This is a genomic window from Variovorax sp. GW821-FHT09A10, from assembly GCF_059418385.1.
Window position 1 is genome coordinate 357,555 of the sequence record NZ_JBWKPT010000004.1, and the last position, 13,679, is coordinate 371,233.

14 protein-coding genes are annotated in these 13,679 nt (G+C 67.9%); 4 read left to right on the plus strand and 10 right to left on the minus strand.

Translation table 11 applies throughout. The features are described 5' to 3' along the window. Window positions 1-17 precede the first annotated feature (17 nt). The gene (locus AC07Q9_RS18355; protein ID WP_495311162.1) at window positions 18-641 is read right to left on the minus strand and encodes a GspH/FimT family pseudopilin; all 624 of its coding nucleotides are present in this window, start codon (window positions 639-641) and stop codon (window positions 18-20) included. Between the two features lie 2 nt (window positions 642-643). Beyond that, entirely contained in the window at window positions 644-1,141 is a 498-nt protein-coding gene (locus AC07Q9_RS18360) for a type IV pilin protein (RefSeq protein ID WP_495311163.1), read from the minus strand. Window positions 1,142-1,299: 158 nt separating this feature from the next. Here AC07Q9_RS18360 and AC07Q9_RS18365 point away from each other — a divergent pair, with 158 nt between their 5' ends. Further along, window positions 1,300-3,030 (plus strand): PglL family O-oligosaccharyltransferase, encoded by a 1,731-nt coding sequence (locus AC07Q9_RS18365; protein WP_495311165.1) that lies wholly within the window; start codon window positions 1,300-1,302, stop codon window positions 3,028-3,030. Between the two features lie 10 nt (window positions 3,031-3,040). Here the strand turns inward: AC07Q9_RS18365 and moaC are convergent, their stop codons facing one another. Then, window positions 3,041-3,529, minus strand: coding sequence for a cyclic pyranopterin monophosphate synthase MoaC (gene moaC / locus AC07Q9_RS18370; RefSeq protein WP_062475294.1), 489 nt, complete (start codon window positions 3,527-3,529; stop codon window positions 3,041-3,043). 54 nt (window positions 3,530-3,583) lie between these two features. Here moaC and AC07Q9_RS18375 point away from each other — a divergent pair, with 54 nt between their 5' ends. Continuing rightward, window positions 3,584-5,155: a M48 family metalloprotease gene (locus AC07Q9_RS18375; protein WP_495311167.1), complete on the plus strand. Its 1,572-nt coding sequence runs from the start codon at window positions 3,584-3,586 to the stop codon at window positions 5,153-5,155. Between the two features lie 18 nt (window positions 5,156-5,173). Here the strand turns inward: AC07Q9_RS18375 and AC07Q9_RS18380 are convergent, their stop codons facing one another. The 3 genes from AC07Q9_RS18380 to AC07Q9_RS18390 all read right to left on the minus strand — a co-directional run bounded on the left by AC07Q9_RS18380 (window position 5,174) and on the right by AC07Q9_RS18390 (window position 6,920). Next, window positions 5,174-5,530 carry a phage holin family protein gene (locus tag AC07Q9_RS18380; RefSeq protein WP_495311168.1) on the minus strand — a complete coding sequence of 119 codons (357 nt, stop codon included), beginning with the start codon at window positions 5,528-5,530 and terminating at the stop codon, window positions 5,174-5,176. A gap of 104 nt (window positions 5,531-5,634) precedes the next feature. Next, complete coding sequence (locus AC07Q9_RS18385; protein ID WP_495311170.1) at window positions 5,635-6,099, minus strand: hypothetical protein; 465 nt, start codon at window positions 6,097-6,099, stop codon at window positions 5,635-5,637. A gap of 86 nt (window positions 6,100-6,185) precedes the next feature. Beyond that, entirely contained in the window at window positions 6,186-6,920 is a 735-nt protein-coding gene (locus tag AC07Q9_RS18390) for a TerC family protein (protein WP_495302582.1), read from the minus strand. A 507-nt stretch (window positions 6,921-7,427) separates the two neighbouring features. Here AC07Q9_RS18390 and AC07Q9_RS18395 point away from each other — a divergent pair. Both AC07Q9_RS18395 and AC07Q9_RS18400 read left to right on the plus strand, forming a co-directional pair. Continuing rightward, on the plus strand, window positions 7,428-7,892 hold the full coding sequence (locus AC07Q9_RS18395) for a DUF3717 domain-containing protein (protein ID WP_489060632.1): 465 nt from the start codon (window positions 7,428-7,430) through the stop codon (window positions 7,890-7,892). A 2-nt stretch (window positions 7,893-7,894) separates the two neighbouring features. Continuing rightward, a complete protein-coding gene (locus tag AC07Q9_RS18400) occupies window positions 7,895-8,200 on the plus strand; it encodes a putative signal transducing protein (RefSeq protein WP_495302584.1) in 306 nt (101 codons plus the stop codon). Between the two features lie 13 nt (window positions 8,201-8,213). Here AC07Q9_RS18400 and AC07Q9_RS18405 read toward each other — a convergent pair whose 3' ends face one another. The 4 genes from AC07Q9_RS18405 to purB form a co-directional block, all read right to left on the minus strand. Beyond that, window positions 8,214-8,774, minus strand: a complete 561-nt coding sequence (locus tag AC07Q9_RS18405) for a YaeQ family protein (RefSeq protein ID WP_495302585.1) — start codon at window positions 8,772-8,774, stop codon at window positions 8,214-8,216. 34 nt (window positions 8,775-8,808) lie between these two features. Continuing rightward, window positions 8,809-10,959 (minus strand): TonB-dependent receptor family protein, encoded by a 2,151-nt coding sequence (locus AC07Q9_RS18410; protein ID WP_495311172.1) that lies wholly within the window; start codon window positions 10,957-10,959, stop codon window positions 8,809-8,811. A 56-nt stretch (window positions 10,960-11,015) separates the two neighbouring features. After that, entirely contained in the window at window positions 11,016-12,140 is a 1,125-nt protein-coding gene (locus tag AC07Q9_RS18415; RefSeq protein WP_495311173.1) for a PepSY-associated TM helix domain-containing protein, read from the minus strand. Window positions 12,141-12,283: 143 nt separating this feature from the next. Then, window positions 12,284-13,663: an adenylosuccinate lyase gene (purB, locus tag AC07Q9_RS18420; protein ID WP_489060639.1), complete on the minus strand. Its 1,380-nt coding sequence runs from the start codon at window positions 13,661-13,663 to the stop codon at window positions 12,284-12,286. Window positions 13,664-13,679: the final 16 nt, after the last annotated feature.

A 13,679-nucleotide genomic window follows, 5' to 3' on the forward strand; every position in this document is an offset into this window, starting at 1 on the left:
GGGCTCGTGTCTTCATGTCAGCATCTCCGCGGGTCTGTGGTTGCAATACCCGAATCCGGGTCGCACATACGAACCTGGCCGGCAGGGCTGACGACGAGGCGTAGGTTGCGGTAGGTGGTACCGCTCGTCGGGCCTGTGATGTCGATTTGACCGATGGCGTCGGTTGTGTTCACGAGGCGACCGAAACCGTTGAACGTGACCGAATTGGCGGCGGTGGAGGAGCCGGCGGCCAATACGGCCGTCACCGACACCCGGCCTCCGGCGTCACCGACGGGTCGGCCTGTGACCAGCATGGGCGAGGAGTCGGTGGAGGGGGCATCCGCACAATGCCCGATGGGCGAGTTCACGCTGACCACCCATGAGCCGCTGGTGTTCGACAGGGTGCAGTCGTTGCTCAGCACGGCGGGGTTGTCGATGTTGACCAGCCAGAACGAAACGTTCTGGTTGCGCCGAATGGCTTCCGCGCGCGCAAGCTGAAGGCCGTCCAGCAAAGAGCTAGCGACGTTGCGGATGCGCGTGTTGTCCGTCCAGGTGCCGAGCGATGGCAGGGCCGCGAGCAGAAGCAGCGCGAACACCGCGATGGTGACGACCAGTTCGACGAGGGTGAAGCCGGGCGAACGCGGCGAACGGCGAGTGCGCATGGTCAGCAGGTGGACGAGGAGGTCAACCAGCAGGTCTGGGCGACCGTGCTTCCCTTGAACCGGGTGGTCTGGCGTATGCCAAGTTCATTGATTGTGTAGATGTGGCCGGTCGCTCGCCCTGAGGCGCCCTCGGCGGTGATGGTGTAGCTTTGCTCGCCCGAAACGCCGGTGCGGGTGTTCAGTGCGCAGCTGAAGGTAAAACGCTCCTTCGTGGTGGGGAACGTGTTCCATCCAGTGCCGCTGGTGCCGTCGGCGCAGTTGGTGCTCCCGTAGTTCCGGTTGTCCTGGTAGTACTGCTCCATCTTCACGCGGTACTCCGACAATCCGTTGAATGCTGCAGGCAGTTGCCCGCGTCGAACGTAGTCGTTGTAGCTCGGGAGCGCGATGGCCGCCAGGATGCCGATGACGGCCACGACAATCATGAGTTCGATGAGCGTGAACCCCTGCAAATTGCGGCGCCGCGCGGCAGCCACTTTCACGGCGAATTGTTGTCTGGTCATCGAACAGGCCTCTCGGCTGCCGCTGCGGCGGTGGCCGAGCGGCAGGCAATGGTTATTTAGGATTGTTATAGAGTGTCCATAACTGTTTCCAAATGCAAATCCACTCATCCGCCGCGCGCTGCCACTTATCGGCGACGGCCGGTTGGCATGATGGGTCGATGAATCGCCTTGACGCGTCCTTGCCGGCGCCTCCTCTGAACACGCCTTTACGGCTTGCTGAATTCGTCTGTACCGGCCTCGTGGCCTGGCCGTTTCTTTCCCCGCTGGTGGGCGGCCCTTCGATCAATGTCTGGCAGCAACTGATGTCATGGGGCTGTGTTGCGGGGCTGCTCGCGATGGCGCCGTCCGCCTTTCCCTCGAGGGGACTGCGCGCCGGGCTGGCGGTGATGGCGTTTTTCGTCGTGTTGTCCGCAGCCGTGGGTACCGGAGCCACGCTCTTGCTACCGACCTTGGGCGCTTTGGCCGGGATCGCCACAGCAGCTTGTCTCGGCGCAGGAGCGGCGCAGCAGCGCGGCCCGCTGGGTCACGCGTTGGCCGTCGGGCTGCTCGCCGCCGGTCTGCTCAGCGCTCTCCTGGGCCTGCTCCAGTACTACGGCTTCACGGAGTTTCTTGGGCCGTTCACGTCGTCACCTCCGTCCGGCCGCGCCTGGGGCAACCTGCGCCAGCGCAACCAGTTCGCGACCCTGATCAGTCTGGCGATGGTCGCGGCGCTGTGGTGGCATGCCACGTCGCAGTCCCGGCGCATCCGCTGGCTGTTTGCTCCCGCCGGCGTGCTCCTGGTGGCGGCCCTCGTGGCCTCGGGATCGCGCACCGGTTTCCTGCAGTTGCTGCTGATCGCCATTGGTGCCGCCGCCATGGCGTGGCGGGAGCGCCGCCTGGCACCGCGGCATGCAGGCTCGGTGGACTTTCGCCTGCCAGCCCCCACGTTCCTGCTCGCCGCTATCCTGCTGTACACCGCCCTGCACTGGCTGCTGCCGTACCTGGCCAGTGGCGGGGACGCCGGCCACGCGGTCGCCTCCGGCACCGGCATGCTCCACCGCCTGCAACCCGCCATCGTCACCACCGACAGCCGCGTCGTCCTCTGGCAGAACGTCCTGACCCTCATCGCCCAGAGCCCCCTCACCGGCTGGGGCTGGGGCGAACTCAGCTTCGCGCACTTCGTCACGCTGTACAACGGCCCGCGTTTCCCCGTGATCCTCGACAACGCCCACAACCTGCCGCTGCACCTCGCCGTCGAGCTGGGCATTCCGTCGGCGGTGCTGATCTGCGGTGGTTTTCTATGGATGGTGGGTGCGGCAAGACCGTGGCGCGAGCGCGATCCCTTGCGCCTGATGGCCTGGGGCCTGCTCGGCGTTATCCTCGTGCACAGCCTGCTCGAATACCCGCTCTGGTACGGACCATTCCAGCTGGTGTTCGGCCTGTGCCTCGGCATCCTGTGGCCAGGATCGTCCAAGCGCCCGGAAGCGAACGGCAGAAAGCGCGCCGCATTCGCAGCCGCAGCAGCCTGGATGGCCCTCATCGGCTACGCAGCCTGGGACTACACCCGCATCAGCCAGATCTACCTGCCGCGCGACGCGCGCATGCCGGCCTACCGCGACGACACGCTCGCCAAGCTCCAGGGCTCGTGGCTGTTCTCACGCCAGGTGGATTTCGCCGAGGTGACGCTGACAGCCGTCACGCCGGCGAATGCCGCGCACATGCACGAACTGGCCGGGCGGGTGCTGCATTTCTCGCCCGAGCCGCGCGTCATCGTGAAGCTGATCGAAAGCGCCGAGTTGCTGGGCCGCGATGCCGAGGCGCATGCGTGGGCCGAGCGCTTCCGTGTAGCGTTCCCGGCCGCGTTCGCCCGCTGGCTCGACAACCGCCCGGACGACGCGCCCGAGCTGTAGCCGTCTGAGTTCAGCCCGCCGTCGCGACGTAGCTGCCCGACTTCCCGCCGTGCTTCTCCAGCACATGCACGTCAGTGATCCGCATCCCGCGGTCCACGGCCTTGCACATGTCGTAGATGGTGAGCAGCGCGACCTGCACGGCGGTCAGGGCTTCCATCTCGACGCCGGTCGGGCCGACGGTCTCGACGGTCGCGGTGCAGGCCACCTGCGGCGCCTGGCCGCCCTCGGCGAGCGCGAAGGCCACGGCCACGCGGGTCAGCGCGAGCGGGTGGCACAGCGGGATCAGGTCGCTGGTCTTCTTGGCCGCCTGGATGCCGGCGATGCGCGCGATGCCCAGCACGTCGCCCTTCTTGGCGGTGCCCGATTCGATCAGCGCCAGCGTCGCGGGCTGCATCTCGATGCGGCCGGTGGCCACGGCCACGCGGTGGGTGGCGGGCTTGGCCGCCACGTCGACCATGTGGGCCTGGCCCTGGGCGTCAAAATGGGTGAGGGTGCTCATCGGTGAACGTTCGTTTTGAAGATGCATCATACGAGCCCGAGCCACAGACGAGGAATGCCGCGCTTGACTCCCTCTTTCCACAAGAAAACCCGCCCGACGCCCCTCCGGCATGCGGTGTGCGCTACCTTTTTGATAGCTTCCCAGGTGCTGCTGCCGGTCCCCGCGCTGGCGCAGGTGCAGCAGATCCTGCCGGGCCTCGGTGACGGCGGCGAGATGACGGCCAGCGCCGAGCGCCAGCTGGGCGACCAGATCGTGCGCGAGCTGTACCGCGACACGGACTACATCGACGACCCGGTGATCGCCGCCTATGTGCAGGACATCTGGCAGCGCCTGCTGGCCGCTGCGCGCTCGCGCGGCGAGCTCACGCCCGAGCTCGACGAGCGTTTCGCCTGGACCATCCTGCTGGGGCGCGACCGCAACATCAACGCCTTCGCGCTGCCGGGCGGCTACCTCGGGCTGAACCTGGGGCTGCTGGCCGCGGTCGGCAGCCGCGACGAGCTGGCGACGGTGCTCGGGCACGAGCTGTCGCACGTCACGCAGCGCCACATCTCGCGCATCATGAGCAAGCAGGGCAAGCAGATGCCCCTGATGATCGCCGGCCTGATCCTGGGGATGATCGCGGCCAGCAAGAGCCGCAACGCTGACGCCGGCCAGGCGGTGATCATGGGCAGCCAGGCGCTGTTCATGCAGAACCAGCTGAGCTTCTCGCGCGACATGGAGCGCGAGGCCGACCGCATCGGTTTCGGCGTGATGACGCAGGCGGGCTTTGCGCCGCAGGGCGCCGCGGCGATGTTCGAGAAGCTGCAGTACGCCTCGCGCCTGAACGACAACGGCTCGTACCCCTACTTGCGCAGCCATCCGCTGACGACCGAGCGCATCTCGGACATGCAGGGCCGGTTCCAGTTCCGTGCCGATGCCGCACCGCCGACGGTGCCGCTGGTGATGGACCACGCCATGGTCGCTTCGCGCGCCCGTGTGCTGACGCGCCCGGGCGTCGACGTGCTGCGGTTGTGGGTCAACGCGGCCTCGAGCGGCGAATTCGCGGGCAGTTCACCGGCGCAGCAGGCGGGCACGCTCTACGCGGCGGCGATGGCGGCCAAGGAGCTGCGCGATTTCAAGGCGGCGCGTGCGCTGGCCGAGCGGCTCGTGGCCCGCACGGCCGACGACGCAGCCGCGGCCAAGCAGGCGCGCTGGCTGCAGGCCGAGATCGAACTCGCGGCCGGCGGCGCGCCCCGCGCGGCGGCGTTGCTCGACGCCAAGTCGAAGGAGCGGCCCGAGATGCTCCTCGCGGCCGAAGCCGCGATCGCCCAGCGCCAGCCTGCGCCGATGGTGCCCGCGCTGCGCGACTGGGTCGCTGTTCACCCGCGCGACGCCACGGCCTGGCGCACGCTGGCCAATCTGTACGGTGCGCAGAACGACACGCTGCGCGCGATCCGCGCCGATGCCGAGGCCAACGTGGCGATCCTCGACTACCCGGCGGCGCGCGACCGCTTCAAGGCGGCGCAGGAGCTGATCCGCAAGTCGGGCGCGTCCATCGACCACTACGAGGCGTCGATCGTCGACACGCGCGCGCGTGCCGTCGACGTGCTGGTCAAGCGGCAGGCCGAGGAGCCGCCGCTGAAGTGAGGCGTCGAGGGGCGGCGCTCAGCGCCGGGGCGACAGCAGCCCGCCCAGCGCGCTCTCGATGAGCAGCCCGAGCAGCGAGTAGATCAGCGAGCCCAGCAGCGCGGCGAGGAAGCCGTTCACATGGAAGCCGCCGAGCAGGCCCGAGGCGGCCCAGAACAGCAGGGCGTTGATCACGAACAGGAACAGCCCGAGCGTGACGATGGTGACCGGCAGCGTCAGGATCACCAGCACCGGCCGCACGACCATGTTGAGCAGGCCGATCACGGCCGCCGCGAGCAGCGCCGCACCGAAACTCTGGACCTGGACGCCGCTGTAGAGGTAGGCGACCGCGAGCAGCGCCACGGCGCTGAGCAGCCATTTGAGGAGGATGCGCATGCGCCGCAGGATACCCCACGGGCCCGCACAAAAGAACAAGCCCCGCTGCGTTGCCGCAGCGGGGCTTGTGTCGGTTCGGGCGGGCGTGTGGCCCTGAAGCAGGCCTACTCGGCCAGCTCGTTGGCCAGCACCAGCAGCGCACCCATGCCCATCACGGCGCCGGGAAAAGCCCAGCCCGATTGTTTGGCCGGGGTCTGCTCGGGCGTGACCGGTTCCAGGTCGACGCCGATCTTCGGGCGGCGCGCATCGACCACGTGGGTGGCCGCGTGCTCGCGCTTGAGTTGCTGCGTCAGGTCGGTCAGCGGGCCCTTGGCCAGCACCGCCGTCACCTGGCCGCCGTTGCGCTCGAGCAGCGGCAGCATCTGCGCCTGCACCTTGCTGAACCACTTGGCGCGCCAGTTCTCGCGCGCGCTGTGGCTCACCCACTTGCTGATCCGGTGTGTCATGCGCGGCGCGCAGGCCACGAGCACCCAATGGCGCGCCACGACGTTGTTTGCGTCCGGCGCCAGTTCGGCGAACTGCTCGCTGGCATAGACGGCGTCGTCGACGTAAAGAATGATCTTTTCCATGAGTGCTCTCCTTTGATAGTTAGAGTGACAGAGACCGGATTGATGCAAGAAGTTTCAGTGCGGGGCGTTTATCGTTCAACGAACGCTCAGTGGGCCGGGGTGGCGGGGGCCGGCTTGCGCGAGGCCACCCACTTGCCGATCGCCAGCACCAGCAGCGCACCGATGACGCCGGCGGCGTACTTGATGGTGTCGGTCTGCGGCACCTTCGGCACCCAGGTCCAGTTGGCGGGGTTCGCCAGGGCCGGGTCGGACACGGCCATCGTGCCGGCGATCCAGCCCAGCAGCATGCCGCCCAGCGTGATGATCATCGGGAAGCGGTCCATCAGCTTGATGACCAGCTGGCTGCCCCAGACGATGATCGGGATGCTCACGAGCAGACCGAAGATCACCAGCGGCATCTGGTGGCCTTCGCCCGCGCCTTGTGCGGCACCGGCGATGGCGATCACGTTGTCCACGCTCATCACCAGGTCGGCAATGATCACGGTCTTGACGGCGCCCCAGAGGCGGTCGCTGCCGGCGATGTTGCCGTGCGCGTCGTCATGGTCGGGGGCCAGCAGTTTCACGCCGATCCACAGCAGCAGGATCGCGCCCACCAGTTTCAGGAACGGAATCGCGAGCAGCGTGAGCGCGAAGAAGATCAGGATCACGCGCAGGATGATGGCGCCGGCGGTGCCCCACAGGATGCCCTGGGTGCGTTGCGCGGGCGGCAGCTTGCGGCATGCCAGTGCGATGACGACGGCGTTGTCGCCGCCCAAAAGAATGTCGATCATGATGATCTGACCGACCGCGACCCAGAATTCCGGGGTCATGAACTGTTCCATAGATTCCTCATTGTCTTGGCGCCATGCCCGCAGCTCCCCGGATGGGACCACGACGGGCAGCGGCATGCCGATGCGTTTCGATTCACCCTGCACGGGTGCGGTCGAAAGCGGGGGAGCGAAGGCCGGGTGACACCGGGGACTTGCGAACGCTTCGACCAAACCTGCGCAGGTTCAAATCGAAGGTCTCGCTCGACAACAGCAGGCGCGCCGACAGGCGTCGGCGCGTGTGTCGCCCGCCAGGCCGGAAGTGTTGTGCTTCGTATTGACGACCTGACGATTCACGCTGCCCGGGGACAGCGATCGGGAGCTACTCCCCTTCGTGGGCGGGATTAGAGCATTGAAGACCGCGCCGAGGCAACCGAAAGTTTTCTTTACATTTAAGGGCAAAGGTCCGGAAGAGCGCATGCAGCGGGCATTTGATGCTCCATTTTTGGGAGCGCCTATGGCCCTAAGAAGGGGCGGGACATTGCGGGACTATGATCGCCGCTCGCTGTTTTTTCACTCTTCATGGCCGCCATCCACATCACCGACATCGAGGCCGCCATCAACCACTGGCGCGAGAAGTCTCCTTCGCCCGACGGCATCACGCTGGCGCCCGAATTGCGCGCACTGGCCGAGGTCTACGCGCTCATGGTCTTCCACCACGAAGACGAGGTCGACGAGGTCGGCTTTCCCGCCAAGGCCTGGGCTGCCTGGCTCGACTGGTACCACAGCACGCCCGACACGCCCTGCATCGCGATCTGCTCGACCAGCCAGGGCGACGACGAGTGCAAGGGCTGCGGACGCAGCTTCGACGAGGTGCAGTACTGGCCGGCCATGACGCCGGTCGAAAAGCGCGTCACCTGGCGCCGCATCACCATGGAAGACTCGGCCTGGCGCTTCAACCGCTATGCCGAACGCGCGCGCGAAGCCGAGCCCACCGCCGCCGAGCCCGAGTTCGACCCCGACGACGACAAAAACTGGGCGCCCTGACCATGCGCCGCCTCGCGCAAGCCCCCAACCTCGCGATCGCGACCGTGTGGGCGCATGCCTTGCGCGAGGAGGGCGTGGCCGCGACGGTGCAGCGCGAATTCCTCGGCGCGGTCATGGGCCAGCTGCCGCCCGACCAGTGCCTGCCCGAGATCTGGATCGACGACGCATCGCAGTACGAGCTCGCGAAGCGCCTGCTGCACGAACTGCAGAACCGCCCGCAGCGCAGCTGGCGCTGCGTGTGCGGCGAGCAGGTCGAAGGCGGCTTCGAGCAGTGCTGGCAGTGCGGCGAGATGATGCCGGCGGCCTAGCCGCGCGGACCCTCTACTTCCACTTGAGCAGTTCGACGTCGATGCTGTTCACGCCGTCGCCCAGCGTCAGCGTGCTTTCCTGGATCGTCGCCTGCAGCTGCATGCTGCGCTGCGCCAGCTTGGCGAGCGCCTGCGAGGCCTCGGTGGGCACACGGTAGACCTTCAGGTTCTGCGGCCGCGTGAGCTTGCTCTCGATGCCGCGCCACCAGATTTCGGCCGCGTGGTTGAAGCAGTAGACGATCACCTCGTCCGCCTTGCCGCAGGCCTTGATGATGGGTTTGTCTTCGGGCTGGCCGACTTCGATCCAGATCTTGGTCTGGCCCGTGAAGTCGCGCAGCCACACGTCGGGCTCCTCGACGTTCGACAGGCCCGCGCCGAAGGCCAGCGTGCCGTCGCCGTTGCAGATGTCCTGCAGCTGGTGCGCGTTGAGCGCGAGCGCGACCAGCCGGATCATCATCCGCTCGTCGGTCTCGCTGGGGTGGCGCGCCAGGGTCAGCGCATGGTCGGCGTAGTAGCCGTGGTCGATGTCGGCCACCGCGAGGGTGGCCTTGAAGATGGTGGATTTGAGAGCCATGGGTGCGCGAGTGTATGCGCGCGCCCCTTCGGCCTCAGAACGCCACCGACGCCTGCAGGTACACCGTGCGCGGCTGGCCCACGTACTTGCCGCCGTTGTTGTCGACCGAGCGGTTGTAGTAGCGGCGGTCGAACAGGTTCTTCACGCCGACGGCCAGCTTCAGGTGGCTCAGCGAGGGGCCGAAGTCGTAGGCGGCGCGCAGGTTCACCGTGCCGTAGCCCGGGATGTCGCCGAGCCGGCCGCTCGGGTCTTCCACGGTGATGTACTTCGCGCCGTCGTCCGGCGAGCCCGGCGAACGCTGCTTCGATTGCGCGTAGAGGTCGGCGTTGAGCGTCCACGGCCCGCGTTCGTAGCGCGCGCCGAGCGTGGCGACATGGCGCGAGTAGAAGGGCAGGTCGCGCCCCGCGAACACGCCCGCCTTCGAGGTGGCCTGCGTGTACGTGTAGGTGCCCGACACCGACAGCCCCTTGAGCGCATCGCTCAGGCTGCCCAGGTCGTAGCGCAGCGCCGACTCCAGCCCGCGGTGGCGCGTGGCGCCCAGGTCGGTCCACTGGCCGACGTCACCGGTGATGGAGCGCGCGAGCAGCAGCTCCTTGTCGAAGTTGATGTTGAACAGCGTCAGCTCGCCGCTCCACGATTCGCCCTTGTACTTGGTGCCGATCTCGTAGGTCTTGGCCTTCTCGGGGTGCAGGCTGGTGGTCGACTGCGCGAGCTGAGCGTACTGCTGGGGCCCGAACGACACGCCGGCATTGGCGAACAGCGACCAGCGCCCGCTCATGCGGTAGAGCACCGACAGCGTGGGCAGCACTTCGTTGGACTCGATCTTCGGGTAGATCGCGTTGGTGACGCGGTTGTTCGCCATGGTGAACACGTCGTTGTACGAACGGAAGGACTCGTAGCGCACGCCGGGCGTGACCGTCCAGTTGCCGAAGTCGATGCGGTCGTCGATGTAGAACGCGTGCGCGGTCGTGCCGCCCTTGCTGGTCTGGTACGCGGGCTGCGCGAGCGCGTAGGCGTCGTAGCCCGGCACCGGCCGGTAGTAGCTGCTGCGCGTGGCCACTTCGGAGGCCTCTTCCTTGAGGTAGCGCGCGCCGATGCTGATTTCCTGCACCACGCTGCCCGAGTCGATCAGGCGCGAGTAGCGCGGCTCGAAGGCGTAGGTCTTGTAGTTGCGCGGCGCGGTGGTCAGGCGACGGCGGTTGGCGTTGGCGCCCGTGCCTTCCTGCTCGAGGTAGCTGCTGCGGTACGAGTCCGTGTAGTAGGTCAGCATCTCGAACTTGTTCACGCCGTCGTTGTGCGTGTACTTGAGCGAGCCGTCGGTGCGGCGGCCCGTGAACTCGTCGTAGGGGCGGTCCGACTGGAACGGGTTGGCCGCGAACTGCGCCGTCGTCAGGCCGCCGGGCATGCGCCCCTTGCCTTCGAAGTGGTGCAGCGAGATCGCGATGTCGTCGGTCTTCGAAAGGCGGTAGGCGCCCTTGAGCATCAGGTCGTCGATGCGGGTCTTGTCGTTGCTCTGGCGAAAGCCGTCCCCGTGCGTACCCGAATACAGCAGCGCCAGGCCCAGGCCGTTCTCGTTGGTGCCGCCGATGAACAGGCTGGGCGTGGTCTTGGTGCCGCCGCCGTGGCTGGCGCTCTCCACGCCCACGTCGACTTCGCCCGCGAACTGCTTGGGGATCGAGCGCGTCACGAAGTTGATGATGCCGCCCACGTTCTGGGGGCCGTAGCGCACCGAGCCCGCGCCGCGCACCACGTCGACCGCCTCGAGGCTGCCCAGCGACACCGGTGCCAGCGACAGCTGCGGCTGGCCGTAGGGCGCGTAGGCCAGCGGCACGCCGTCCAGCAACACGGTCGAGCGCGGCGACAGCCGCGAGGTCAGGCCGCGCACGCCCACGTTGAGCGAGATGTCGCTGCCGCCGGTGCCGTTGCTCTCCTGCACCTGCACGCCGGGCACCTGGCGCAGCACGTCGCGCACGCTGGCCGAGCCGCTTTCCTGGATCTGCTGGCGCTCGACGATGCTGCGCGCGCCGGCGTGCTCGAGCACCTTGGTCTCGGTGGGCGTGCCGAGCCAGTCGCCGGTGACGGTGATGGCCTCGAGCGACTTCGACGGCTCGGCATCGGCCGCGAAGCTGTGCAGGCTCAGGGGCAGCAGGGCCAGGGCGATGGCGGTTTTCTTATGCGGGAACAAGGGGAGTCCTCCTCGATGTATTTGTGATGGATGAAGGGATGGGGTGTGTGCGTCGTTCAGGGCGCCGTGCCGCGGGACAGCGCCTGGCTGCGCGCAACCGCAGCCACGGCGCGCCGGCGCCACCAGAGCCACACGCCGCTCAGGCCGAGGCCGGCCAGCGCCAGGCCCAGCAGCGCGGTGACCGCCTGGTGCACCACGCCGCCGAGCACGCCGGTGTGCAGCGGGTAGATCACGACCACGGCGCCGTTGCCGGTGTCCATGTCCTGCCAGCGGCGCACGCCGAGCAGCTCGCCCGTGACCGGATGCACCCACACCGAACCGATGCCGTTCGGGTGCGGGTCGTCGGCGAGCCGGAAGCGCACGCGCAGCGGCCGGTCGGGGCGGCCGGGCACCTGCACGTAGCCGATGGGCTGGCCGGGGAACACGGCCTGCGCGCGGGCGACGAGGTCGTCGAGCGGCAGGCGAGGGCCCGTGGCGGTGCCCTTGGGCACGACCGGCGCCTTGGCCGGCGTCTGTCCAAGGGTGGTCGAGATGAAACCGCCCAGCGGTCGCCAGGCCATGTAGGCGCCGGTGAAGACCGACACCGCGATCAGCAGCCCGAGCACGGCGCCGCCGGTGCGGTGCAGGTCGAACAGCCCGCGCAGCAGGCCGCGATTCAACACGATGCGCAGCGAGGGCGGCCAGCGCGCCGGCCACCACAGCACCACACCGGTGACCAGCAGGAACAGGTAGGCCAGCGCGGCGATGGCGAGGATGCCCTTGCCCGTGTCTTCCAGCAGCAGGCTGCTGTGCAGCTCGAACAGCAGGTTGTAGGCGCCTTCGTGCGTGCCGCGGCGGCCCTGTTCGGCGCCGGTGGCGGGGTCGAGGTAGAGCGTGCCGTCCCACGGGCCGCGCACCATCACCCAGAGCGTGTCGCCGGGCTGGCGCGGCGGGCGCAGCGTGAGGTTGGTGTCGGGGCCGAACTCGGCGAGCAGGCGCTGGCGCAGGGGCTCCAGCGGCGCCGGCGCCGAGTTGCCGAGACTGCGCGCAGTGAAGAGTTCAGGATGCGCTGCGCGATCGAGCGGCAGCGCCACGACCAGCACGGCGCCCAGGAGCGCCGTGAGGGCGAGCAGCGGACCGAGCGTGAGGCCGATCCATCGGTGGAGCTTGAGCCAGTAGCGTCTCAGCGGGGCGCGCAGCATGAACAACGGGGACGTCGAAGCGTCCCGTCAGGGTTGTCGGCTGGCGTGCGCCCGGACGGGGCACGTTGGCTGGAAGTGTCGGATGGCGAACGAAGCGCACCGGCCGTGGGCAACACGGGCCGGCGGATCGTCGCGGGGGAAGCCTAAATTCTACGAGCGAGTTCGGCGGCCTTGCCGGTGTAGCTGGCCGGCGTCATCGCCAGGAGGCGGGCTTTTTCCTCTTCGGGAATCTCCAGCGAGCGGATCAGCCCGTGCAGCGCCTCGGCCGTCACGGTCTTGCCGCGCGTGACTTCCTTGAGCTGCTCGTAGGCGCCCTGCACGCCGAAGCGGCGCATCACGGTCTGGATCGGCTCGGCCAGCACTTCCCACGAGGCCTCGAGGTCGTCGGCCAGCGCTTCCTGGTTGATCTCGAGCTTGCCCAGGCCGGTGGCCAGGCTCGCGTAGGCCAGCGTGGCGTAGCCGAAGGCCACGCCGATGTTGCGCAGCACCGTGCTGTCGGTCAGGTCGCGCTGCCAGCGGCTGATGGGCAGCTTCTCGCTCAGGTGGCGCAGCACCGCGTTGGCCAGGCCCAGGTTGCCCTCGGCGTTCTCGAAGTCGATCGGGTTGACCTTGTGCGGCATGGTCGACGAGCCGATCTCGCCCTTCTTCAGGCGCTGCTTGAAGTAGCCCAGGCTCACATAGCCCCAGATGTCGCGCGAGAAGTCGACCAGGATGGTGTTGACGCGCGCCACGGCATCGAACAGCTCGGCCATGTAGTCGTGCGGCTCGATCTGGATGCTGTACGGCTGGAAGCTCAGGCCCAGGCCCAGCGGCGCGGGCGTCTCGACGACCTTGCGGCTGAAGGCTTCCCAGTCGAACTCGGGCCAGGCGGCCAGGTGGGCGTTGTAGTTGCCCACGGCGCCGTTCATCTTGCCGAGCAGCTGCACGGCGGCGATTTGTGCGCGGGCCTTGGTCAGGCGCACCGCCACGTTGGCGATTTCCTTGCCGACGGTGGTCGGGCTGGCGGTCTGGCCGTGGGTGCGCGAGAGCATCGACACGTCGGCGAACTGGTGCGCCATTTCGCGCAGCTTGGCGATCAGGCCGTCGATGGCCGGCAGCACCACGGTGTCGCGCGCGGCCTGGATCTGCAGGGCGTGGCTGGTGTTGTTGATGTCTTCGCTGGTGCAGGCGAAGTGCACGAACTCGGCGGCGGCCAGCAGCTCGGGCCGGGCTTCGAACTTCGACTTGATCCAGTATTCGACGGCCTTCACGTCGTGGTTGGTGGTCTTCTCGATGTCCTTGATGGCCAGCGCGTCGGCCTCGGAAAAGTGCGACACCAGCCCCATCAGGTACTTGCGGGCGCCGCCCGTGAGGGGCTTGAACTCGGCGAAGCCGCAGTCGGACAGCGCAATGAACCAGGCCACCTCCACCTGCACGCGACGGTGCATGTAGCCCTGTTCGCTCATCAGCGGGCGCAAGGCCGCGAGTTTGGCCGCATAGCGGCCGTCAAGGGGGGAGAGGGCGGAGACGGTGGAAAAGCTCATGCCCGAATTTTAGGCG